The 24,954-nt window shown below is 45.3% G+C and carries 20 protein-coding genes; 9 read left to right on the forward strand and 11 right to left on the reverse strand.

From position 1 onward, the window contains the following. Positions 1 to 298 precede the first annotated feature (298 nt). The 9 genes from psbC to DSM107010_RS05835 form a co-directional block, all read right to left on the reverse strand. Positions 299 to 1,699 (reverse strand): photosystem II reaction center protein CP43, encoded by a 1,401-nt coding sequence (gene psbC / locus DSM107010_RS05795; protein WP_106171021.1) that lies wholly within the window; start codon positions 1,697 to 1,699, stop codon positions 299 to 301. A 182-nt stretch (positions 1,700 to 1,881) separates the two neighbouring features. Then, the gene (gene psbD / locus DSM107010_RS05800; RefSeq protein ID WP_015153118.1) at positions 1,882 to 2,940 is read right to left on the reverse strand and encodes a photosystem II D2 protein (photosystem q(a) protein); all 1,059 of its coding nucleotides are present in this window, start codon (positions 2,938 to 2,940) and stop codon (positions 1,882 to 1,884) included. A 124-nt stretch (positions 2,941 to 3,064) separates the two neighbouring features. Beyond that, positions 3,065 to 3,592, reverse strand: a complete 528-nt coding sequence (gene apcD / locus DSM107010_RS05805; protein ID WP_015153117.1) for an allophycocyanin subunit alpha-B — start codon at positions 3,590 to 3,592, stop codon at positions 3,065 to 3,067. Further along, complete coding sequence (locus DSM107010_RS05810; protein WP_127022552.1) at positions 3,558 to 5,900, reverse strand: phycobilisome rod-core linker polypeptide; 2,343 nt, start codon at positions 5,898 to 5,900, stop codon at positions 3,558 to 3,560. Before DSM107010_RS05810 ends, apcD (DSM107010_RS05805) begins: the two co-directional genes overlap by 35 nt. A 76-nt stretch (positions 5,901 to 5,976) precedes the next feature. After that, positions 5,977 to 6,456 carry an allophycocyanin subunit alpha-B gene (apcD, locus tag DSM107010_RS05815; RefSeq protein WP_106170801.1) on the reverse strand — a complete coding sequence of 160 codons (480 nt, stop codon included), beginning with the start codon at positions 6,454 to 6,456 and terminating at the stop codon, positions 5,977 to 5,979. Between the two features lie 103 nt (positions 6,457 to 6,559). Then, entirely contained in the window at positions 6,560 to 7,045 is a 486-nt protein-coding gene (locus DSM107010_RS05820) for a globin family protein (protein WP_015153114.1), read from the reverse strand. A gap of 112 nt (positions 7,046 to 7,157) precedes the next feature. Continuing rightward, entirely contained in the window at positions 7,158 to 7,634 is a 477-nt protein-coding gene (gene apcD, locus DSM107010_RS05825; protein ID WP_015153113.1) for an allophycocyanin subunit alpha-B, read from the reverse strand. 118 nt (positions 7,635 to 7,752) lie between these two features. Further along, positions 7,753 to 8,862, reverse strand: a complete 1,110-nt coding sequence (gene psbA / locus DSM107010_RS05830) for a photosystem II q(b) protein (protein ID WP_106170799.1) — start codon at positions 8,860 to 8,862, stop codon at positions 7,753 to 7,755. 209 nt (positions 8,863 to 9,071) lie between these two features. Further along, positions 9,072 to 10,202 carry a photosynthetic reaction center family protein gene (locus DSM107010_RS05835; RefSeq protein ID WP_015153111.1) on the reverse strand — a complete coding sequence of 377 codons (1,131 nt, stop codon included), beginning with the start codon at positions 10,200 to 10,202 and terminating at the stop codon, positions 9,072 to 9,074. Positions 10,203 to 10,385: 183 nt separating this feature from the next. Between DSM107010_RS05835 and DSM107010_RS38180 the strand changes: the two genes are divergently transcribed. The 6 genes from DSM107010_RS38180 (at position 10,386) to DSM107010_RS05855 (ending at position 17,147) form a co-directional block, all read left to right on the forward strand. Then, positions 10,386 to 10,529: a hypothetical protein gene (locus tag DSM107010_RS38180; protein ID WP_158631740.1), complete on the forward strand. Its 144-nt coding sequence runs from the start codon at positions 10,386 to 10,388 to the stop codon at positions 10,527 to 10,529. Between the two features lie 517 nt (positions 10,530 to 11,046). After that, positions 11,047 to 12,915, forward strand: coding sequence for a response regulator (locus tag DSM107010_RS05840; RefSeq protein WP_106168734.1), 1,869 nt, complete (start codon positions 11,047 to 11,049; stop codon positions 12,913 to 12,915). 122 nt (positions 12,916 to 13,037) lie between these two features. Next, positions 13,038 to 15,827, forward strand: a complete 2,790-nt coding sequence (locus tag DSM107010_RS05845; RefSeq protein ID WP_106168735.1) for an ATP-binding protein — start codon at positions 13,038 to 13,040, stop codon at positions 15,825 to 15,827. 3 nt (positions 15,828 to 15,830) lie between these two features. Further along, entirely contained in the window at positions 15,831 to 15,977 is a 147-nt protein-coding gene (locus tag DSM107010_RS38185) for a hypothetical protein (protein WP_158631741.1), read from the forward strand. A gap of 16 nt (positions 15,978 to 15,993) precedes the next feature. Continuing rightward, entirely contained in the window at positions 15,994 to 16,371 is a 378-nt protein-coding gene (locus DSM107010_RS05850) for a response regulator (RefSeq protein WP_015153108.1), read from the forward strand. A 338-nt stretch (positions 16,372 to 16,709) separates the two neighbouring features. Further along, the gene (locus DSM107010_RS05855; RefSeq protein WP_015153107.1) at positions 16,710 to 17,147 is read left to right on the forward strand and encodes a response regulator; all 438 of its coding nucleotides are present in this window, start codon (positions 16,710 to 16,712) and stop codon (positions 17,145 to 17,147) included. On the opposite strand, the gene DSM107010_RS05860 is transcribed toward DSM107010_RS05855, so the two are convergent. Both DSM107010_RS05860 and DSM107010_RS05865 read right to left on the reverse strand, forming a co-directional pair. Next, complete coding sequence (locus DSM107010_RS05860; RefSeq protein ID WP_127022555.1) at positions 17,144 to 19,945, reverse strand: DAHL domain-containing protein; 2,802 nt, start codon at positions 19,943 to 19,945, stop codon at positions 17,144 to 17,146. The genes DSM107010_RS05855 and DSM107010_RS05860 overlap by 4 nt on opposite strands. A gap of 12 nt (positions 19,946 to 19,957) precedes the next feature. Continuing rightward, positions 19,958 to 20,992, reverse strand: a complete 1,035-nt coding sequence (locus DSM107010_RS05865; protein WP_041462833.1) for a cytochrome-c peroxidase — start codon at positions 20,990 to 20,992, stop codon at positions 19,958 to 19,960. A 264-nt stretch (positions 20,993 to 21,256) separates the two neighbouring features. Here DSM107010_RS05865 and DSM107010_RS05870 point away from each other — a divergent pair, with 264 nt between their 5' ends. The 3 genes from DSM107010_RS05870 to DSM107010_RS05880 all read left to right on the forward strand — a co-directional run bounded on the left by DSM107010_RS05870 (position 21,257) and on the right by DSM107010_RS05880 (position 24,355). After that, positions 21,257 to 22,363, forward strand: coding sequence for an ATP-binding response regulator (locus DSM107010_RS05870; RefSeq protein ID WP_106167245.1), 1,107 nt, complete (start codon positions 21,257 to 21,259; stop codon positions 22,361 to 22,363). 164 nt (positions 22,364 to 22,527) lie between these two features. Then, on the forward strand, positions 22,528 to 23,202 hold the full coding sequence (locus DSM107010_RS05875; RefSeq protein ID WP_015153103.1) for a response regulator transcription factor: 675 nt from the start codon (positions 22,528 to 22,530) through the stop codon (positions 23,200 to 23,202). 202 nt (positions 23,203 to 23,404) lie between these two features. Further along, positions 23,405 to 24,355 (forward strand): HetZ-related protein 2, encoded by a 951-nt coding sequence (locus DSM107010_RS05880; RefSeq protein ID WP_106167244.1) that lies wholly within the window; start codon positions 23,405 to 23,407, stop codon positions 24,353 to 24,355. The last annotated feature ends 599 nt before the right edge of the window (positions 24,356 to 24,954 follow it).

Consider the following 24,954-nt stretch of genomic DNA (forward strand, 5'->3'; position numbering starts at 1 on the left):
AGTAAAATCCAATCAATTATGGGATCGAGAATTTTCTTCTGAACTGTTTTTTGCATGGCATTTGACTAAAAACAATGAATGAAAAGTAGTTTTTTAAATTTTGACAATGTTTTACATGCTGGAATCTAGGCTATGAACCCTATTCAAGTGATGAAACAATTGCGGGTTTTGTCATTAGCCATCGATCGCTATGTAAATTGAAAGTACAAATGACCAATGACCAATGACCAATGACAGCATGTTGAAGAAAAGGGGAAGAAGCCAGAACAATCTTCTTCCCGCTGCGCTCCAAACTTGTCTAGTCAAGCGGGGGCATAGATAAAACTGGTTCGTCTTCGCGATCGATGCCTCTTTCAAAACCAGCAGCCGCAGCTCTAGCGCGTCCGGCGTGCCATAAGTGACCGACTAGAAATAGAAAAGCGAAAACAAAGTGAGCTGAAGCTAGCCAAGCGCGAGGAGATACATAGTTAAAGGAGTTAATCTCCGTTGCTACACCGCCCACAGAGTTGAGAGAACCCAGAGGTGCATGAGTCATGTACTCAGAAGCACGCCGAATTTGCCAAGGTTGAATGTCATATCTGATTTTCTCCAGGTCGAGTCCGTTGGGACCGCGTAGTGGCTCTAACCAGGGACCTTTGAAGTCCCAAAATCGCATCGTTTCACCACCAAAGATAATTTCTCCAGTCGGCGATCGCATCAGATATTTACCCAACCCCGTCGGACCTTGAGCAGAAACCACATTTGCCCCCAACTGCTGGTCGCGTACCAAGAAGTTTAATGCTTGCGCTTGCGATGCTTCTGGCGCGGTAGGACCATAAAACTCGCTGGGATAGGCAGTGTTATTAAACCAAATAAAACAGGCAGCAATTAAAGCTTGTCCGGCTACATTTCCCAGACTTTGAGACAGATACGCTTCACCTGACCAGATAAAAACGCGCTCTGCCCACTTAAAGGGCTTAGTGAGAACGTGCCAAATACCACCAGCAATCAAGATCGATCCCATCCAAATGTGACCGCCAACGATATCTTCCAAATTATTGACACTGGCAATATTACCCGCACCACCAGTAAACCCTTTGAACAGATAGCCAAAAATGATTCTGGGGTCGAGAGTGGGATTGGTCACGACACGCACATCGCCGCCGCCTGGTGCCCAAGTATCGTACAAGCCACCTAGATACATCGCTCTAGCGACTAACAAGAGCGCTCCCAAGCCCAGGGCAATCAGATGATATCCCAAAATGCTCGTAACCTTATCTTTATCAGTCCAGTCAAAATCGTAAAAACCTGCCAGCCTTTCCGGTCCTTTAAGCGAGTGATAGACACCACCAAAACCGAGAATAGCCGAGCCGATCAAATGTATGGCGGCGATCGCAAAAAATGGGAAAATATCGACGACTTGACCACCAGCACCGACACCGAAACCCAAAGTAGCAATGTGGGGCATCAAAATTAAACCCTGCTCGTACATCGGTTTTTCCGGTACGTAGTGGGCAACTTCAAACATCAGCATTGCGCCTGCCCAGAAAGCCACTAATCCAGCATGGGCAACGTGAGCGCCTAAAAACCGACCGGACAAGTTGATAAACCGTGCATTTCCAGCCCACCAAGCATATCCAGTAGACGCTTCATCCCGTCCTTCTCTAGGCGTATCGACATTAGTTGTGGTTGTAATCGAGCGATCGAAAGGTGTTTCCATTTTTGAATTGGTAATTGGTAATTGGTAATTGGTAATTGGTATTTACGCGACTTATCTATTGCCCCCTTTTTAAGGGGGTTGGGGGATCGAAAAATTAAGTTACCTCCTCGAAGATCCCCCCTTGGAAAGGGAGGAACAAGAGAAACTACCACATCGCGTTAATTGATTTTCACGCACCACTCTTACAGGGCATTTCCGCGCGGTAAGACTTCTTCGGGGAATTGGAATTTTTCGTGAGGTTGGTCTTGGGGTGCTAACCAAGCTCTGGCTCCCTCGTTGAGGAGAATATTCTTGGTGTAGAAAGTTTCAAATTCTGGATCTTCTGCGGCACGCAATTCTTGAGAAACAAAGTCGTATGCCCGCACGTTAAACGCTAAACCTACCATGCCAATTGAACTCATCCACAAACCCGTAACGGGAACAAATAACATGAAAAAGTGCAGCCAACGTTTGTTAGAGAAGGCAATCCCAAAAATCTGCGACCAGTAGCGATTAGCTGTGACAAAAGAGTAAGTTTCTTCTGCTTGGGTAGTAGAAAAACCTCGGAAGGTATTAAAGCCTTTGGTATCTCTAAATAGAGTGTTTTCTACTGTAGCCCCGTGAATCGCACACAACAAAGCTCCACCCAAAACACCAGCTACCCCCATCATGTGAAATGGGTTGAGGGTATAGTTGTGAAAAGCTTGGAAAAATAGTAAGAAACGGAAAATGCCGGCGACTCCGTAGGAAGGCGCAAAAAACCAGCTAGATTGTCCCAAAGGATAAATTAAAAAGACGCTCACAAACACAGAAATTGGAGCAGTGAATGCTAAGGCATTGTAGGGACGGATACCTACAACTCTGGCAATTTCCATCTGCCGCAGACAAAAACCAATTAAACCGAAAACGCCGTGTAGAGTGACAAAACTCCACAAGCCACCGATTTGACACCAACGGGTGAAATCCCAATTAGCTTCTGGTCCCCATAAAAATAGTAGAGAATGACCCATACTATCAGCTGGAGTGGAGACAGCAGTGGTGAGAAAATTGCAACCTTCTAAATAAGAACTAACAACGCCGTGGGTATACCAGGAGGTAACAAAGGTAGTGCCAGTGAACCATCCGCCAATTGCCATATAAGAGCAGGGAAAGAGCAACAAACCAGACCAGCCGATAAACACAAAGCGATCGCGCTTCAGCCAGTCATCGAGTACACCGAACCATCCCCACCCAATCGGGGTAGATCGAATTGCTATAGTCATATGTTAAGTTCCTGTTATTTGTCATTTGTCATTTGTCATTTGTCATTTGTCATTTGTTATTAGTGAATTTTGACTTTTCACTCCTAACTCCTAATTTTTGACTTTTGACTTTTAACTTTTGACTTTACCGTTGCCAATCTGTTCGACCGTTATTTTGAAAATAGGGTGCGCCAGGAGAGGAAATGACTTGCAAAATGAGGTCGAAGTAAGGAATGACTTCGGCTGCATCTTCTGGTGTTAACATGGCGCTAACTTCTGCTTTGACGCAAAGCATATATTGGCGCACATTTTCTAAGGGGATGCCGACGCTGTTGTAAAGTTCTTTCATTCCAATTAAGCCAATTTCCTCTAACGGTTTCTCATTTCCGGCTAGCAGGCAATAACTCACCAGACGGATGTACCACCCGATATCCCGCATGGCTGCCTCAGTTTTACGGGCGTTACCGCTATTACTGGGAGTTCTGGGGCAGATCTTCCAAAATTTTTGCGTCGCTCGTTCGACAATCTTTTTTTCGTTCTGTGCTAGAACTTTCGCCAGACGGATACGCTCTGTTCCCGATCTATAGAAATTTTGCAGGGCGTGAATTTCACCAGGAGTCAGGTAGCGTACCTCTTCATCAGCGTTCAGAATCATTTGCTTGACTATACTCATAGTTCTCCTCTAAGCTCTCTTCCGGTGAATTACTGCGATCGCCTACTATTTCCGCATGTCTCATCTCGGTTGCTCTATTCGATCGCCCATCGCTGGTAATTTGATTCAGAATCGGTTGTTCGACAAACTCAGTTAGTGCTGCCCAATTCGCTTTTCTAGGATTGTATTTATCGGGAACGGTTTCTGCTGCTTGTTCGCGTCTTAACTGATTTTCATGACGCGGCGATCGCATTAAGTAACCCCTTGCCGTAACGTAGCGTTCGTAAGGCACTGTATTTTCTCCAAAACACTCTAAGTATTCGGGACTGTCGATAATGGCATCGATCAGCGCGTAGAAGCCTCTCGTGGCGCAGATGTCATAGTAGCGATTCATTTCTTGTCGTCCGTAGGTGGGACGACCCATCAACCGTCGATGGATGTATTCAATTGCCTTCGTCACGTAAAGCGAATCCCAATATAAGCTACGGAATACTTTCGACTTGGCTAACTGCCGCACGAACTCCCGCACGCTAATTTCGCCCCCTAGCAGCTTCGATTCGGTACTGGATAGCGGTTGCCGCTGACCTTCATATAAAGAGCGCCCGAATACCTGCCGATAGGCTCCTTCAATAAATGCTGGGGATGAGTGGTGTAAAAGATTGATGCTAGGACTCTGATGCCCTGGCTGACTGACGCCGTTTGACGTACCGTTGCCATGATGCAAGGGTTCTAGCTTCAGTACCCTAGTACCCAAGGAGCCAGGAACTTTACCCAAAGCATTACCGTTGAGCTTGTCGGGACTACCTGCACCAGAACCGATCAGAATGCGGCGCGTATCCTTGTTAAAAAATGCAGGTTGAGGATGAGGATTGCGAGTTTCCTGGGGAAAGATTGCCCCAAATTGAATTTCTAGCGGGTCATTACCGCAACCGTAAGGATGCTGTTCGGGTAGGGGTTTCTGGTAACTACCGAATAGAGTAATAAACTGAGGGACTTTCCGCACTGGAGCGCTGTATTTAAATAAGTCTAGTTGCGGTCCCCAGTTGCGACATTCTTGCGCTTCTTGACCCAATCCCCGTAAATACGGGACTGTCTCTTCACCAAAATAATCGCTGTACTCCGCAGAATCGACAAACGCATCGACCAAGGCAGGCAAACCCCCTTTAGTCATGACATCAAAGTATGTCTGAAATTCCTCGCGACTGCTCAATCCACGTCCCAAGAAGTGTCGCGCCGCCAGTTCGATCGCCCGACTAATGGTAAAAGGTTCATAGAATAATCTGCGGTAGAGACGAGATTTACCCAAACGGCGCACGAACTCCTTCACGGAGATATTTCCACCAATGAGCTGAGATTCTAATTCAGCTTTTTGGGTAAACCCATACGTATCGGTTACATCGCGCTCGAATACGTGACGATAGATAGCTGCGATCGCCTCTTGTTTCTGCGTTAGCGTTGCTGCCTGCTTGAAGACGAATTTCGGTCGCACTTCTGCTGACATCGAGTAACTTTGCGGCAGTTGCAATCCTTGTTGGTCGTTGGAAACACTTATTCTGACTTGATTTGAGGGTTTATCGGTCAGATATTCGGCAATCAGTAAGTCAAAGTAACCCTTAACTAATTGGGTTGCCTCCGCATCCTCTAAGAAATAGTCGAGCGACTGTCGCCGCATTGCCCGCAGTGCCACAATAGTAGCTTCTGTAACATCTTCAGGAATTACGCCGCGCAAGCCTCGGACGTTGGCACTTAAAATACTGCCATCACCCGCCACAATTGCATAGGTGATATAGCGTAAAAACCACGCCAAATCCCGCATCGATCGCTTCATCCTGACTGCACCATAGCGAGACACGTTGATGAAGCGAAAACCACCAGGCAAAGGATCTTGATTATTAAATAGGTCGCGAAAACGCTGCAACCAACCACTCAAAGGATTGCTGTAGTAGGCAACTTCTTGGATTTTTAAAGCCTCTTTGACCATCACAGCACCAGCTTTTCTTCTAGCAGCCGTGAGAAAATCTTCACCGACGTAGTAACCAGAACCAGGCAATCCAATCTTTTCTTTGGGCTTTTCTAAATAAGCCATCGGCGAACCGCCAACAAAAATTCGGTTAGCCCCAGTTAAGACAATTTCATCAGCATGTTGAGTCAGCGTGTTGGCAATTTCTAACAATTTCACGCCCGAACTGAAAAAATCAGCGAGTTCTTGTAGTTCGGTATTTTTTAAACAACGGTCTTGTTGTACCGCATGAGAAATCACTGCAACTGGGACAGTATGATATCGTTGCGGTTGAGTTACCGGACTTCCACCACTTGCTTTTACACTCATTGTTAAAAAGGAAATTGGTAATTGGTAATTGGTGGTTATCTTAATCAATTCCGAATTCCGAATTCCGAATTCCGAATTATGGAGTCATTCCCTGAATTAAACAATCAAAATACGGTGTGACTTCAGCAGCATCTTCCCGACTTAAAAGGTCTAAAGTCACTTCTTTTAGACAACGAATGCATTCCACCCAATTTCTTAAAGGAATTTCTAGGGATTCGTACATTTCTTTTACACCTACAATTCCAATGTCTTTTAGAGGTTCAACATCTCCCACAATAACTGTATAAGCAATTAGGCGGATATACCAATCTTGATCGCGCAAACAAGATGCCCGATAAGTTCTATTACCGCTATTACTTGGCGTGTCGGGACAGCATTCCCAAAACTTCAAACTACCTCTTTCAACAATTTCTTTTCTGTTTTCAATTAGAGTTGTAGCGATTCGCAAACGGTTTTCCCCGCCATTATAGAAGTCGCGAATTGTTCGCAACTCCCCAGGACTTAAATAACGAGCTTCGCGATCGGCGCTAGCAATTGCTTTGGTGATGATACTCATTGGTAATGGGTAATGGGTAATGGGTAATTGGTAATTGATAAGTGGCTGGTGACTAGTGGCTGAAATCTTTTCTATTCACTAGCCACTAGTCACTAATCACTAATTAACTCAAACCAGCAGCAATATGATCGAAATAAACACCCATTTCTCTGCCTGCATCAGCACCAACTAAACTAGTGACAACTTCTTTCATGGCTTGTACGGAGCGAATTGTTGCCCCAATTGGCACGCCTAAAGAGTTATAAGTTTCTCTTAAACCGTTAAGAATGCGCTCGTCTAAAATTGAAGTATCTCCTGCTAACATTGCGTAGGTAGCGTAGCGCAAAAAGTAATCTAAATCGCGCACGCAAGCAGCATAGCGACGACAAGTATACATATTGCCACCAGGAGCAGTGATATCTGTATAAAGCAAAGATTTTGCTACTGTTTTGGTGACAATGTTTTTAGCATTTGCACTGACTGCGATCGCAGTTTTTGCCCGCATATCGCCACTTTGAAAGTAGTTTTGCAACTTATCCAAAGAACTCGGATCTAGATATCTGCCTTGAACGTCAGAGGAATTAATTAAAGCAGTAATTGCGTCTTGCATTGGTTTATCTCCTAAATTTGGTTATTGGTAATTAGTAAGTGGCTGGTCATTAGTGGCTAGTAGCTAGATTCAATTTTTTTCACTAGCCACTAGCCACAAGACACTAATCACTTTAAGAAAGCGATCGCATCACGTAGTCAAAATATGCTGATACTTCTAAAGCATCTTCTTCGCTCATAAGCGATAGTGCTTCTTCTTTCAAACAGCGCATACATTCAACTATGTTTCTGAGCGGAATTTCGAGGTTGTTATACATCTCTTTGATGCCAATCGTGCCGATTTCTTCTAGAGGCTTTTCGCTACCTGCTAATACGGAATAGGCGATCAGACGAATATACCAACCTTGATCGCGCTGGCAAGAAGCGGTTTTACGTTCGTTGCCGCTATTGCTAGGAGTATTGGGAACCCGCTCCCAAAATCTCGCGCTACCATTTTGAACGATTCTTTGCTCGTTTTCTGCTAATATTTTGGCGATCCGAATTCTCTGTTCGCCTGTTTTAACAAAATTTTGATAGACCTGAATTTCTTTTGGTGCGGGATAGCGAGATTCACTATCGGCATTCAGAATTAATTCGGTAACAATGCTCATTGTTTTCTCCTAAAAATTGCTAAGTCATTTTGTCAAGTTGGTTTGAGTAAAATTGGCAAGCCAATCGGAAAGTCAAAAGACTTGCCAATAAATAGCCAGAGGATAGCTAAATGAGTGCTTAACTGGCGATCGCCTGTGGTGTAACTTCAGCGATTGCTGGCGCTTTGAACGCTACTGGAACGGCATCGCCACAAGCAAGATCTAAGGGGAAGTTATGAGCATTGCGTTCGTGCATGACTTCAAATCCTAGATTTGCCCGATTTAATACATCAGCCCAAGTTGGTAACACGCGACCTTGCGAGTCGAGAACTGAGTTATTGAAATTAAACCCGTTAAGATTAAATGCCATCGTACTGATACCCAGCGCCGTAGCCCAAATACAGACCACGGGCCAAGCTGCTAAAAAGAAGTGCAACGAACGACTATTGTTGAAGCTGGCATACTGGAAAATCAGACGACCGAAATAACCGTGGGCGGCGACAATGTTGTATGTCTCTGATTCTTGTCCGAATTTGTAGCCGTAGTTCTGCGATTCGTTGTCGCTGGTTTCGCGAATTAAGCTGGATGTCACCAACGATCCATGCATGGCGCAGAACAACGAACCTCCCAGCACTCCTGCAACTCCCAACATATGGAAGGGATGCATCAGAATATTGTGTTCGGCTTGGAAGACAAACATGAAATTGAAAGTACCGCTGATGCCCATTGGCAGACCATCAGAGAAGCTACCTTGTCCGATGGGATAAACCAAGAACACTGATGAGGTGGCAGCAACGGGAGCGGTATAGGCAACTGCAATCCAAGGACGCATCCCCAAACGATAGGACAACTCCCACTCGCGCCCTGCATAACAACACAGAGCTGGGATGTAGTGAAAACCTATCATCTGATAGGGTCCACCGTTGTAAAGCCACTCATCCATCGATGCTGCTTCCCAAATAGGGTAAAAGTGCAAGCCAATGGCATTAGACATCGGCACTACGGCTCCAGTAATGATGTTATTGCCGTAGAGTAAGGAACCTGATACGGGTTCGCGGATACCATCAATATCTACAGGTGGTGCTGCGATAAAAGCAATGGTAAAGACGCAAATGGAGACTCCTAAAAGGGGAATCATCAGCACGCCAAACCAGCCGATATATAACCGATTTTCTGTGCTAGTCACCCAATTACAGAACCTTTCCCACGCAGGGACGCGGTTTAATTGACGCTGTAAAACTGTAGTCATATGTCAGTTATTAGTTGTCAGTTATCAGTGGAACCAGTGGCTGGTGGCTAGTGGCTGGTGGCTAGTTGTACTGGCACAAGGCGTTAGCCGAAAATCATTTCCTGCCTAAAAGCTATTTGGCAAGCATAATCTTGAACTCATCTTGTGTGTCATTACAGCTAGTAGCTAGAGTCTTTTCTAGTCACCAGTCACGAGTCACTAGCCACTCACTACTCATTACTCACTGCCATCAAGTCACTGGGGAATTGGTGTAACTGGCGATCGCGTGCCATATCTATGCCTAGATTTGCCCAGTCGATCGCGTCTGCCCATGTATTTACTGTTCTGCCTTGGCTCTCAATGTGGGTTGGCTCGAAGTTCAACTTTTCAAAGTTGAATGCTGCAATGTCAACCCCCAAAGCCGCAGACCAGATTCCTGCTACTGGAAAAGCTGCTAGGAAAAAATGCAATCGGCGCGAGTTGGGAAAGCTAGTTCCCCGCCAAATTAACCGCCACAAGTACAGTTGAGCTGCCCTAAAACTGTAGGTCGGGCGCTTTTGACCGAGCTTGTATCCGGCATTGGTCGATTCGCTCAATTCGTCGCTGCGATCGCCATCCATACGGATCAAGGTAGAAGTCACTAGGGAACCGTGCATAGCGCATAAGAAAGCACCACCCAAAACTCCGATGACTCCCAAGACGTGAAAAGGACTCATGAGAATGTTATGGTCTGCTTGAAACCGCAACATGAAGTTGAAAGTTCCAGAAATTCCCAGTGGCATTCCTGCTGAGAAGCTACCTTGTCCGACTGGATAGACTAAAAAGACCGAAATTGAAGCCGCAACGGGTGCAGTAAATGCTAAAGAAATCCAAGGTCGCATTCCCAAGCGATAGCTCAATTCCCATTCGCGATCTTGATAGCAAATAATGCCGATCAAGAAATGCAGCACGATCAGTTGATAAGGTCCACCGTTGTAGAGCCACTCATCTAAAGAGGCTGCTTCCCAAAGTGGATAAAAATGCAGTCCGATCGCCGCTGATGTTGGTACGACAGCAGCCGTAATAATGTTATTGCCGTCTAGTAGAGAGCCAGTAATCGGCGAACTCATACCGTCCATATCTACTGCTGGTGCGGCAATAATGGCAACGATAAACACGCTGGCTGCTGTCAGCATACAGGGAATCATTAGTACTCCAAACCAGCCGATATATAGCCGATTTTCAGTACTAGTCACCCAATTACAAAAGCGATCCCAAATACTAGTGCTTTGGCGTTTTTTTAATTCATTAGTGACTGGGATCTGTTCAGTAGGATCGCCACGAGTTGGAGTCGCGATCGCACTGTCTGTCTTTGACACCATGAGAATAGATGTTTAATAAAGGGCGAGAAATTCCCCACCGCAACAGTGTTTTAATCCTGATGCGATGGGTTGACTTTTGATAGTCGAATCAAAGCAATCAAAGTAGGAGCAACAAAACTTGTTGGACGTTGATTGTGTTTGAGAATAGGGAAAAAACCTGAAGAACCAATGAAGAAATGAAATTTGTTTACAAAAAGTAATAATTTTACCGAGAAAACGCTTGCGCGATCGCTTGCCTTGAAGTTGCGATCGCCCTTACTATCAGATGCTTGCAGCTCAATGTGCTTGTTAGCAGCAACTCCCAAAAAGTCTTTTGTTCCTCGATGAGCATTGGCTCACTAAAAGTTGAAAATAGATTAAGAAAAATTAATTTTACTTGCTATAAGCAGACTAAAATTAGAGATTTGTGAATAATATTTGTCAAATAAGAAACATCGTCTACTTATATCCACTGGTAAAAAAAACTACTCAAAAAATGTATTGACACGGAGGCATTCGCACTTAGCATCTTAATAGCCAAGATTCTAGGATATAGCTTGAGCAACCATTCTAGCTAGAAGCTTTCTAGTAATTCGAGACCTGATAGCAGATTAAAATGTAATAAAAGCAACATACCTCTCGCTTTGCAACTGCTGGCTGAGAAATTTGGATATTTCGTAAGAAGTATTGACTGCTAGTAATTCTTGGCTAGCTATAGGAATCCGGTTTGATCGATCGACTTACTTGTGAAGATAGGGAAGAGGCAGAAGTCGTAAGTCGTAACACGCATCTCTCACTGACCAACTACCAATTACCAACTACCAATTACCAATTACCAACTCACTTATTTAATAGGTGATACAAAATGAGAATTTTACTCATAGAAGACGATGAATGTGTTGCTAAGGCTTTAAAAAATGTGCTTCAGCAGCAAAACTATGTCGTCGATACTGCAACTGATGGTCAGACTGGGTGGGATCTCATTCAAACCTTCACCTATGACTTAATTTTGCTAGATGTGATCCTGCCTAAGCTTGATGGTATTAAACTTTGCCAACGATTGCGCGATCGCAAATATCAAACCCCCGTGCTATTAATTACGGCGCAAGACTCTAGCGATCGCAAAGTGATGGGATTAGATGCAGGCGCAGATGATTATCTCGTCAAACCTTTCGATATGCCAGAATTACTGGCTCGAATTCGCGTACTTTTGCGACGACAAAGTAAACCAATCCTACAAGCTTTAGAGTGGGGAGACTTGCGGCTGCAATGCGGGACGTGTGAAGTAACATATGGCGATCGCGTCTTGCATTTGACACCGAACGAATATCGTCTGCTAGAGCTTTTCCTGCGCCATCCTCAGCTCGTCTTAAGCCGTGGTGAGATTTTAGATCGAGTTTGGGCAGTTCCAGAAGCCCCTAAAGAAGACACGGTGACGGCTCATATTAAGGGTTTGCGACAGAAATTGAAACAAGTCGGCGCACCTGCCGATTTAATAGAAACAGTATACGGTCTGGGTTATCGCCTGAAACAACCCGCACCGACAACTAAAAAAACAAAACTGCGCGGCGCGTCTTTACCTCAAAGTCAGGACTCGATCCAGCAGCAGACAAAAGCAGCCTTGGCAGAAGTCTGGGAAAAAATCAAATATCAAAGTAGCGATCGCGTTGCCGTGTTAGAGCAAGCAACCATATCCTTACTAGACAACAAACTCACAGAAGAATTGCGCGAAAAAGCGCGACAAGCAGCACACAAGTTAGTAGGAGCGTTGGGTATTTTTGGGTTTGCCAAAGGTTCGCGGTTGGCAAAACATATCGAGGATATCTGGCAAGCAGACGTAATTTTAGACCGTAGTGAGGCACTGCACTTATATGAAATGGTGATGGCATTGAAACGAGAAATTCAACGACCTAGCCTGAGCCAACTCGATCGCCCCTTACCGCGCCAGCAATCGATCGTCATGCTAGCAATTGATGGTGATGCCGGACTAGCAGAGCAAATCGTCAAGTTGGCTGCAACCGCAGGGATTGGAGTAAAAATTGCGCCGAATATCTCGGCAGCAAAAGCAGCAATCGCCCATTTAGAAAAGTTCAATCGCCTATCTCCAGCCGATGTAGTCATACTCAATCTTTCCCTTGCCAATACCACCGCCGCAGATTTAGCCATTCTTGCCGAACTGACAAACCGTACTCCACCAATTCCAGTCTTACTGTGTACCAGAGGCGATCGATTAAGCGATCGAATCGAGCTGTCTCGTTTGGGCGTTCACGCTTTTTTACGACAACCCTTCAACCCAGAGGAGGTGCTAGCAGCAGTTACGAGATTGCAACAAACTCGCTCTCATCCCACCAAAATTCTAGTTGTGGATGACGATCCAGAGATTCTGACGCTAATGCAAGCGTTATTAGAACCTTGGGGCATTCAGCTCAACACGTTGGAAGAACCATCGCGTTTTTGGGCAATTTTAGAAGAATTTGCCCCCGATATGCTTGTGCTTGATGTAGAAATGCCTCAGTTTAACGGCATCGATCTGTGTCAAATCGTGCGTAACGAACCACGTTGGCATAAACTACCCGTCCTCTTTCTTACAGCTCACACTGACGATCGCACCATACAACAAGTCTTTACCGCAGGTGCAAACGATTGTTTGAGCAAGTCGGTTTTAGGTACGGAACTCGTAACTCAAATCTTTAATCGCTTGGGGCAAATGCGATTGATGCAGAGTATTCAGTAGGGAGTCGGGAGTCGGGAGTCGGGGACAAGGAGACAAGGAGGACAAGGAGGACAAGGAAGCTATTTTATCTAGCCACTAGCCACCAGTCACTGGTTCCACTAATAACTGATAACAGTAGTCAAATGCAAACAAATCGTTCCCTGTCAAATTCTACTTGTGGAGCGAGCGAAGAACAGATCGCTTCGCTGGAAGTGTTGCTACATCGGATGATGAATCGCATTCGTCAATCTTTGGAGTTGCCTGCGATTCTTTCAGGAACTGTTGCCGAAGTGCGTGCCTTTTTGGGAACCGATCGCGTGATGGTTTATCGGTTCGATTTAGATGGTAGTGGCGAAGTCGTAGCAGAATCGGTGCAGGAAGAACGTTTACCATCTTTACTGGGACAACACTTTCCTGCCGAAGATATTCCGCCCCTGGCGCGAGAGTTGTTTTTGAAGGCGCGTCAGCGTTCGATTGTTGATGTGGCAGCACAGGAAATTGGCTCAAGTTCATTGGATTGTCCGGTTACCGGAGTATCGCTTCCAGAAATTGACATTCGATTTCGCCCTGTCGATCCTTGCCATGTGGAGTATCTCACTTCGATGGGGGTGCAGTCTTCTCTAGTCGTGCCGATCTTACATCGCGATCGCCTGTGGGGGTTGTTAGTATCCCATCACAGTTTACCGCGACAAGTTACAGACCGAGAGTTGCAGGTGGTGCAGTTGGTAGCAGATCAATTATCAATTGCGATCGCCCAAAGTACCTTGCTCGAACAAACTCGCATCCAAGCCCAACAAGAAGCCACGATTAACCGCGTGGCTAAATTATTGCATTCCATGACCGAGATGCAGTTACAGCAAGCGTTAGAGCTAACTGTCTCGGCGCTGGGGGGAACGGGTGGCAGAGTTTATATTAGTCCCCAAAGACCAGGAACCGCAGCGCAGTTGTTGACTTGTGGCGAACAACCGATTTGGCGATCTGAAGCGGGGTGCCAGTTGTATCTGGAAGAATATTCGAGTTGGCGATCGTGGCTAGACGCACAAACAACTGTGGATGACGATCGCTGTACTTGGGCGATCGCCGATTGGCACGGTCTAGAAATTCCTCCAGAATTGGCGCTGGCATGGTTTCCGGTGCGAATTCGCGGTTTGTTAATCGTGCGCTTGCAGTACCGACAGCAAATTTTAGGTTATTTGAGCGTATTTCGGCGAGAAATTGAGATTGAAACCCTATGGGCGCGACGACCCGACCGGGACGATCCGCGCCACTTACGCCCGATTCAATCTTTTGAAACTTGGCGAGAATTAAAACAAGGGCAAGCGCAAGCCTGGACGAGTGCGGAAATAGAACTAGTGCAAGCTCTAGGTAGCCATTTCGCTCTGGCAATTCAACAATACGAACTGTATTTGCAAGTTCATGCCCTCAACGCCGATTTATCTCGCGACATTCAAGAGCGCAGGCAAGCAGAGATTAAAATTTGTGCTTTAAATGCCCAATTAGAGCAACGAGTCGAGGAGCGAACCGCAGAACTACAACGGGCTAATATCGATTTACTCAGAGAAATTAGCGTGCGCGAACAGGCGCAAGCTTCCTTAGAACGCCTCAGCCGCCAAAATGAATTAATTCTCAACTCGGCAGGCGAAGGAATTTACGGTTTAAACGCTCAAGGCAAAATTACCTTTGTTAATCCCGCTGCCGCGAGAATGTTGGGATACCGAGTTAGAGAGCTAATTGGATCTAATTGCGATCGCGATTTAGAAATTCATGCCAGCTACTTTTTACCAGAAACGCGCGATCGCTCCAATGCTAAATTTATCCATGCCATCCTCAACCACTCCCAACCGGACGGCACGCCTTACACTTGGGAAGACAGCCCGATTTACGCTACCCTCCAAACTGGAGCAGTACAATACATAACCAACGATATTTTTTATCGTCGCGACGGGTCAAAATTTCCAGTTGAATACGTTAGCACTCCAATTCGAGAACAGGGAAAGATTGTCGGTGCAGTTGTCATATTTAAAGACATTACCGAGCGCCAAATTGTCGAGCGGATGAAAGATGAGTTTGTCTCAGTTGTCAGCCACGAACTCCGAACTCCTCTCACTTCAATTCGTACTGCTTTGGGTTTGCTAGCGCGGGGTTTTCTGGAGACTCAACCAGCCAAACGGCAGCGGATGTTAGAAATTGCGTTTGACAATACCAACCGTTTAGTCCGGCTCATTAGCGACATCCTTGACATCGAACGGATCAATTCTGGCAAAGTTATCATGCACAAACAGCTTTGCGATGCAGCTGAGTTGATCGTCCAATCGGCAGAGGTTATGCAAGCAATGGCTGAGAAAGCAGAAATTAATCTGTGCGTCACACCAGTATCAGCAAAGTTGTGGGTAGATCCAGACCGAATCGTACAAACACTAACTAACCTACTCAGCAATGCGATTAAATTTTCCTCCCCAGGATCTACAGTGTGGCTGAGTGCCGAACTGGGGAGTCGGGAGTCGGGAGTCGGGAGTCGGGAAGAAAGAGAAGGGGACAAGGAGGACAAGGGAGACAAGGGGGACAAGGAAGCAGAGGAGCAGAGGGGCAGAGGAGCAGAGGAGACTAGGAGACTAGCAGCAATAACCAACCATCAACTACCAACTACCAACTACCAACTACCAATTACCAATTACCAATTGTCAACCAACATCACATTCCAAGTTAAAGACACCGGACGCGGTATTCCATCTGATAAACTCGAATCAATTTTTGAACGCTTTCAGCAAGTCGATGCTTCTAACTCCGGTCATCAAGGCGGGACTGGCTTAGGACTAGCAATTTGCCGCAGCATCGTACAGCAACACGGAGGACAAATCTGGGTCGAAAGTGTTTTAGGGACAGGCAGTACTTTTTCCTTCACCCTACCCTTAGCAGAAAACAGTGACCGGTGACCAGTGACCAGTGAACAGTTATCAGTTGTCAGTTATTGTACGGGCGGGTTTTTTGAGCCAACTTTTACTAAAACAAACAATTCTGCGGTCAAACCCGCCCGTACCAAAGTCGGAAATCGCGACCATCAACCATCAACTAATAATAAATAACCAATGACTAATGACCATGAAACGCATTTTAATTATTGATGACGAGCAGGATATTCGGGAAGCGACTCAAATTTGTCTGGAGATATCAGGGGAATGGGAAGTGCTGACAGCTAGCTCTGGTGCAGAGGGATTGGTGACAGCTGCATCCGAACAGCCTGACGCGATTCTGTTAGATGTGATGATGCCGGATATGGATGGATTAACTACATTCCAAAAGTTGCAAGCTCATCCTTTGACGCAAAATATTCCTGTCATTTTACTCACCGCTAAAGCTCAACCTGCGGAACAGAGACAGTTTACACAAATTCAGGTAGCGGCGGTAATTACTAAGCCTTACGATCCTTTTACCTTGGCTAATCAAATCGAGCAAGTTTTGATTGCTGCTAAGTCATGAAACAATTTGGTACTTAAATAAATAATTATTCATATTGTTTTCCATGAGTTGAATTACGTAGTTTATAGAGTCTTATAACTATATCTTTTTGCGTGTATATTATTGACTGTTTACATCCTTCATGAATTATTCATATTTTTTACCTACGCTACAAGATATAGCAGAGGTTGGCAGTTAGAAGTTGGAAGTCGGAAATCATAACTTTTGACTTTCCGTTTCCTGTTCCCCAATCGCTGACTTTTGTACGCACGGGTTTAGCAAAAGATCTCTGCCTACAGCAATTAAATCTTCGCTTCATACCCGCCCCTACGGTAACTGATAACTGATAACTGATAATTGTGGTTAATCGTGCATCTCGCCGTGTTTTACTGATTGAGAATGAGAATGCGATTCGAGAACTAGCTCAGATTTGTTTAGAAATCGCTGCTGGCTGGGAAGTTTTGGTTGCTGATTCACGTTGCGAAATTATTGTCTTAGCCCAGACAAGACAAGTCGATGCGATTTTATTAGACTTAGATGCCTGCACTACCAAGTATAGCGATCGCTCAGTAGAAGTTGCAGCAGATCTCACACCCGATCGCGACTGGTCAACAATCTTACAACAATTACAGCAAAATCCCGTGACTCAGCATATTCCCGTGATTTTATTAACCAATACCATACACTCTTATCAGTTACCACAATCGCTTGATTTAGGTGTAATTGTGGCGATCGCCAAGCCATTCGATTTATTAGCTTTGGCTAACCAAGTCGCGATCGCGCTGAACTGGAACTAGTGACAGAAAGCACTCGTCAAATTTACAATTTCTTCAAACTGGAAATTATCGACTAAATGCGCGATCGACTGGGCTAAAGATGCGTGTGATGGAGGAATTTGGGCGATTAATTGATGTAATAACTTAGCATTAACGCAAATCGCCGCTTGGCGCAATTGTTCGATCCATTCAACAGGCATGACTTGTAAGGATGAAGCATGAAGATTGCGGGTTGAATCGATCGCTTTTCTCCCTTCTTCCTCCTTGTAAATATACTGCACGCCAAGATATTCAGTCATTTTCTCAAATAGGACTTCGGCACGGAAAGGCTTGCGGATAAAGTCATCGCAGCCAGTAGCAACGGCAATTTGGCGTTCTTCCTCAAAAGCACTACCAGTTAAGACAATGATAATGGGAGCATCTGGGGCTGATTTAATTTGTTTGGTGGCTGCGTATCCATCCATGACAGGCATTCGCAGATCCATCCAGATTAGGTGCGGTTGCCAACTTTGCCAAATTGCGATCGCCTCTCGTCCATTCTCTGCTTCTCGCACGTCAAACCCTACAGGTTGGAGTAGTTCTAACAACAACTGTCGATTGCTGGGCTTATCCTCCACAATCAAAATTCGATATGCAGGCTGTCCCGCAGCTAACCCGATAACTTGTCTGGAGGTTGTTGGTGATGGAATGACATCGGCTGCGGTATTCTCTGCTTGAATATAAAACTCAAAGCAACTTCCCTCACCCAAACGGCTTTCCACCGTAATATTTCCACCCATCAATTGCACGAATTTGCGACTAATCGGCAATCCCAACCCCGTTCCCTCCTGAGAACTAATACCCGCTTCCGCTTGCACGAACGGATCGAAAAGGCGATCGACTTCTGCTGGAGCGATTCCGACTCCAGTGTCTGTGACTGAAAAAGTGAGTAGTGAGAATGAGTGGCTAGTGGCTAGTGGCTGGTGACTAGAATTGCTTCCTTGTCCCCCTTGTCCCCCTTGTCCCCCTTCGCCCCCTAATCTCCACTCCCTTCGGTCGTGGGGTCCCCCTTGTCCCCCTTGTCCCCCTTGTCCCCCTTGTCCTTCTTCCCTGCTCCCGACTCCCGACTCCCGACTTCCCAAACTAACGCGCAGAGTTACACTTCCAGCCTGAGTAAATTTAATCGCATTGCCAATTAGATTGACTAAAACCTGACGCAGTTTACTTTCGTCGGTGCGAATGCATTCGGGTAGATCGGGCGATCGCTCGACGATAAATTCTAACCCTTTGGATGTGGCTCTCAATTGAAACATTTGTTGCAGTCCATCCAGTAAATGATGCAGGTTGAAATCTTGCTCGTTGAGCGTAATTCTGTCTGCTTCAATTTTGGACATTTCCAATACGTCGTTAATTAAGGCGAGGAGGTGTTCCCCACTGCGGCTAATTGTATCGAGATATTCCTGTTGTTTGGGATCGAGTTGGTTGCTGCGAGTCAGGAGTTGCGTAAAGCCTAAAATTACGCTTAAGGGAGTGCGTAATTCGTGACTCATGTGAGAAAGAAACTTAGTTTTGGCATGATTTGCGACTTCTGCGGCTTCTTTTGCCTGCGCTAGGGCGGCTTCAGCAGCTTTGCGATCGCTAATATCGGCGATCGCACCTTCCAAACATCCTTCTGCAACGTTTAACCGTGCCGAAAATAACCCCCAGAATGTCGTCCCGTCTTGGCAGCGAAATTGCTGCTCGAAGTTATTAATTTCGCCTTGCTGTTGCACGATTTCGAGCATTTGCTGACGTTGGCTAGGATCGACGTAAAAATCGATAGTGCGCTTATGTCCGACGATCTCTGCTGCCGATTTATGTCCTAACATGTTCGCAAATCTCTGGTTAGCGGCTAAAATTAAGCCATCTTCCAGCCGCACGCGAAAAATGCCGAACAGGGAGTTCTCAAAAATTGCCCGTAATTTTACTTCGCTTTGTTGTACGGCGATCGCAGAGGTGCGGAGTTTCCAAATAATTGAAGTGGCAATTCCAATGACTAGTAATGTAGAGAGTAGATAAAGTGCCAGTCGATTCAGACTTGCCGTATCGAGTGCTTGTTGATAGGCGTTGTAGTAAGTTTGGGCAATGTCTTCACCGCGATCGCCAGTCGGTAGCGACAATATGTTATTTACTAAGCGATCTCCTTGGGGACGGCGCGCTAAGATGATTCGGGCATGGGCGATCGCTCGTTTTACATCCGCACGTTGAGCCGTAGGGCGAGATACAGCAAGAATTTGAGAAATTGTATCTTCAATCTCTGGTTTTAATTCTTGGCTGGTGGTGAGGTTGAATAATAGTACGTCCTGCAATAATTTATTCAGAAGATCTGCTAAAGTTGGATCGATCGTCTGATTCTGGAGCAAACTATTGACAGAAACAGGAAAATATGATTCGGAATTACGCAAAATAGCTATTTGAGACTTAAACTGTTCGATCTGGCTTTCCTTGTCCTGATAGAGTTGAATATGTAGTTCAATAGCGCGATCGATTGACTGTCGTTCGCCTGCATCAATAAACGCCGGAATTTGTTGTAGATCTGCTTGAATTCGTTTTAGTTTTGCCAATTCATGTACGATTGGATCGTAGTACGGCAGCAATCCCAACCGTGCTTGCAAGACATTTTGATTTATCCGCGCATCGAGTTCTTGAATTCGTAGTAAATTGCTAATGTAGCGATTGTGTCGATTGGGCTCGATCGCTTGTGACTTCATCCACAGCAGTAAAAATAAGATGACTGCACCCGTTGGCAGCAAATAGTCACTCAGGGCAGAAGTGAATTTTTTCAAACGCAGTGGACGCATATCAATTACCAATTACCGATCGCCAGATTTTAATTCAGAATGCTCTCCCGTGAGAGTGCGGAGGAACTGAACGATTAACTGGGTATCTTTAGCAGAAAGCGATCGCCCTAGTTGATACTTTGCCATGATATTAATTGCTTGTTCTAACGTCCGAGCGGAACCATCGTGAAAATAGGGTGCTGTTAAGGCAACATTGCGGAGGCTAGGGACGCGAAAGACAAACATATCCGCCTCATTTTGAGTGACGTTATAGCGCCCTAAATCTACTTTCGTAATCTTACCGCGATCGCGAAAATAGTCGCCCATAATGCCAAACTTTTGAAACAAATTGCCTCCCACATTCATTCCTTGATGGCAACTAACGCAACCGTAAGCTTGGAATAGTCGATAGCCTTCTTTTTCTGTAGCATTAATCGCAGATTTATCGCCGCGTAAGTAGCGATCGAAGCGCGAATTGGGAGTGTATAGCGATCGCAAATAAGTGGCGATCGCATCTACAACATTTGTGGCTGTCAAACCATCAGGATAATTTTGGTTAAACGCCCGTACATAGTCTGGAACCCGTTGCAACTTTGGCAGCAAAACTTGCCATTCAATTCCCATTGCTGTTGGATTTTGAATCACGGCTGTGGTGAAGTCTTCCAACGTGGCAAATTTACCATTCCAATTCAAGTAAGCATTAAATGCTGAATTATATACAGTTGGAGCATTAATGTTACCTACTTTACCATTCACGCCAATTGAAAAAGCCTTGTTATCTGCCCCCCCGCGATTGAGAGCGTGACAACTGAGGCAAGAAATTTTATTATCTGAGGAGAGTCGCGGCTCGTGAAACAGTTGCTCGCCCAACGCCACCTTACCTCGATCCAAGGAAATCTGGAGTGGAATTGGTTGAATCGGTTCATCGACTTGTACGGTTTCTATGCGTTCAAACACAGCTTCTCTCATTGGTTGGGGCGTTTGGATGCGTTGCCACCAAATGGCTACCAATGTTGCCAAAAATACCAATGCAACGAGATATATCCTGCGAAGAACTTGCTTAGTCATTAATAAGAGGTTTTTGTTATATAGCGTTTCTATTTGATTCATGAACGTGGGGCGGGCTTCTAGCTTGCCGCAGGCTAGAAGCCCGCTTTACAAATCATTTAGAACTGCTATATAGCGTTTCTATTTGATTTGCGAACATTTTGTCAAGGCTATTAATAGTTAATAGTGGCTGACCATCGATCGTTAACCATTGACAGTCCTGATAGAAATTTTACTTCGCTGTTTAGACCCGCTATATAATTATCAGACGAGTCGATTATTTTTATGCAGAATAAGAAAAATGGAGATATTCTGATCGTCGATGACAAGCCGGATAACCTACGGTTATTATCTGCCATGTTGAGCGATCGCGGTTATGAAATACGCGCAGTGATGAGCGGATCGGCGGCTTTAATGGGAGCGCAGGCACAGCCCCCAGACTTGATCTTATTAGATATTAATATGCCTGAAATGAACGGGTATGAAGTTTGTCAGCGCCTCAAAGCAAATCATCTGACTCAAAATATTCCCATCATTTTTATCAGTGCGTTAAACGAAGTTTTGGATAAAGTCAAAGCCTTTACATTTGGTGGAGTCGATTACATCACCAAACCATTTCAAGAAGAGGAAGTCTTCGCCCGCATTGAAACGCAGCTATCTTTACGTCGGATGCAAGTAGCATTACAAACCCAAAACGATCGCTTGCAGCAAGCAGAAGCCGATCTCCGCCGCGCCTTGGAACAGGAACGGATGTTAAACCAGCGGATCGAAGCAATGACTGCAATAGAAGAACGCCATCGCATCGCCCGTGACATTCACGACTCTCTGGGACATATTTTAGTCGGACTCAACATTCAAATGGAAACCGCGCTAACGCTTTGGCAAACAGCACCCGATCGCGCTTTTGAGTTTCTGGGCGAAGCAAAAAAACTAGGCACTGAGGCATTAAATGCCGTGCGCCGTTCGGTAACAGATATTCGGTCAGATCCGCTGCAAGGTCAATTATTAGATCGGGCGATCGCTGCCTTAATCGCAGAATTTCATCACACAACAGGCATTGCCCCTGAGTGTCAGCTCGATCTCTCCCTTCCCTTTTCTAACTCAGTAAATACTGTGGTATATCGAATTGTGCAAGAAGGATTGACAAATATCTGCAAACATGCAAGAGCTACATCTGTTCAGTTACAAATTCAAACCACGCCCACCGAGCTATCACTGAAGCTACAAGATAATGGTGGCGGCTTTTGTACAGATGAAAACCAGAATGGCTTTGGATTGCAGGGAATGCGCGAACGAGTGCTAGCGGTTGGAGGACAGTTAGAAATTACCAGCGCACCTGGCAAAGGATGTAGAATTACAGCCAGATTTCCTAGAAATGAGGGAGTCGTGTAGAGGCGGGTTTTTAGAGCATACTTTTAGTAAAACAAAGAGTTCTGCGGATAAACCCGCCCGTACCGGAGTCGGGAGTAGAGATCGAGAGTAGTGTCTGGTGCGTGGTGAATAGTATAAATACCAATTACCAACTACCAATTACCAATTACCAATTACCAATTAAAATGATCCGGGTGCTACTAGTTGAAGATCAAGAAATCGTCCGACGCGGCTTGAAAACCTTGCTGGAAATTAAACCTGACTTGCAAGTAGTGGGAGAAGCTAGTAACGGACAGCAAGCGATTGACGCAGTCAGATCGCTATACGCCCAATCCGATCCACCAGATATTGTCCTCATGGATATTCGGATGCCAGTTATGGATGGCGTGACGGCAACTCAACAAATGTGCCAGGAATTTACCAATATTAAAGTTTTAGTTCTAACTACATTTGACGATGCCAATTATGTATCGGAAGCTCTACGCTTTGGTGCAAAGGGATATTTATTGAAAGACACTCCTGCGGAGGAACTAGCAGAAGCCATCCGCAGCGTTCATAAAGGATATACTCAATTTGGTCCTGGCATTATCGAAAAAATTGCTCCCACTACACCCTCTCCAGCACCAACTCCATCCCCAGAAGAACCGCCACCAGGATTTACAGAACTAACGCAACGCGAACGACAGGTGTTACGCCAAATCGCCGCAGGTGCTAGCAATCGAGAAATCGCTCAGACGCTTTTTCTTTCTGAAGGGACAGTCAGAAATCATATTTCTCGAATTTTGACACGCTTGGATTTACGCGATCGCACCCAAGCCGCAATTATTGCCAATGCATTTCTCTCCTGGTTGAAAGAGTAGGGACAGTTATCAGTGACTAGTGGCTGGTGGCTAGTGACGAGAATTGAGTCCAGCCACTAGCCACTAACCACTAGCCACTCTCTTGCCATGACAAATGTAATGGTAGAAAAATGACATTTATTCGATGCGATCGCACCTTTGCTGCTCGTAAATTAGAACCATTGCGACAGTATGACAAGGAGCAAGCATAGGAGGTAGTCGGATGATGTCCAAAATTACAATGGCACAACTAACACAGACATGGCGATCGCAGTTAGCTGAAGACTACCCGCAAGCCAGTGTAGCCAATAGAGACAGTATTGTTCGGTGGTTGCTTGGCGACGACTTAGAACGATTTGACAACCTGACTTCAGCTCAACTACACGTGACTCAACAAGCATTGTCATTTCGCTATCGAATTCTGCAAAAGCGTTATTTAGGCATACCACCAGAACGAGCTTATCGCCGCCTCATCAGTCGTTTGAGTAGTTTATTGGTACTGCGGCACAAAGTTCGCGCTTTAGTTGCCCTCAGTCGCGATCGCCACCGCACTGTGGTAGATGTCATTCAAGAAGTCTTGCAGGAATTATTGCTGCGCGATCGCTACATTCAACAACAAGTAGCCTGGATTGCCCAGTGTACAAACAATTTCCAACTCCGTAGTGCTTTACTATTCGCCAGTATAGAAGAATATTCCATGCGTCCGATCCGCGATCGACCTCTGTTAGTCTATCGGACGATTGACTATTTACAGCGTACGGCACGGGGAGGAATCACTTACTCACCTAACAGCGAGCAATTACAACTCGTGTCAGACGAATTTTTCACGGAGGAAAGCGACAATTCTTTCAGCTGGCTGGATAACCATGCCTTAGTTGCATATCAAGAGGCTGAAACCGAGGCAGAACAAAAAGCGATGCACGATGCTGTCAAACAAGAATTGTCCGATTATTTGCAGGTAAAACTAGGGATGGAAGCAGTACAGTGGTTGCAGCTTTATCTCCAAGGTAAATCGCAGCAGGCGATCGCCAATCAATTAAATTTGGACGTGCGACAAGTTTACCGACTGCGGGAAAAAGTCTGCTACCATGCAGAACGAACTTTTGCCCAGAAAAAACAACCAGAACTCGTAGCTAACTGGCTGAAAGCAAAAGTTGCCGAACACCAAAGTTGAAGACTTCCAGCCGCTCGGGATGCCTTGCTCATTTTCTTTTCGCCGTTGCGGATCTTTGACTCAAGAGTGCTTGCACATCTTTACATCATCATATAGCATCAGTTTTTTTGACTTTTGAGCGAATAGGGATAAGGGAGCAGAGAGCAGGGAGTAGTAGTATACAAAAAAACTTCAGCGTAACGCATCACTCTCAGTTTTTGGTGCGTTACTGAGATTTTTTCAACAATCAAACCGGATTCCTATAGTCAGAAACTATACAGCAAAAATGTAAGCTTTTATTAAGCTACTACCTTTCTTCATTAGTTCTTCATTTTTTTTTCCTATTCTCCAAAAAGATAAAGATGCTAGTGCTTGAGTTTGAATACTCAGATTAAGACAACAGCCAAACAAACTAAACTCCTCGGAGTCTTTCATTGCCAGAAACAAAGTAAGTTATCACGCTATCCGGTGTAACTTGCGATCGAACTCTGGCTTTTTTCTCTATTAACTAGCGATTGAAAAGTCAAAAGTCAAAAGTCAAAAGTCAAAACTATCTCTCGCGAATGACCAATGACCAATGACCAATGACAAATTATGTTTCTCGTATAACCAAGGAGAAA

Source organism: Chroococcidiopsis cubana SAG 39.79 (assembly GCF_003991895.1).
GTDB classification, from domain to species: Bacteria; Cyanobacteriota; Cyanobacteriia; order Cyanobacteriales; family Chroococcidiopsidaceae; genus Chroococcidiopsis; species Chroococcidiopsis thermalis.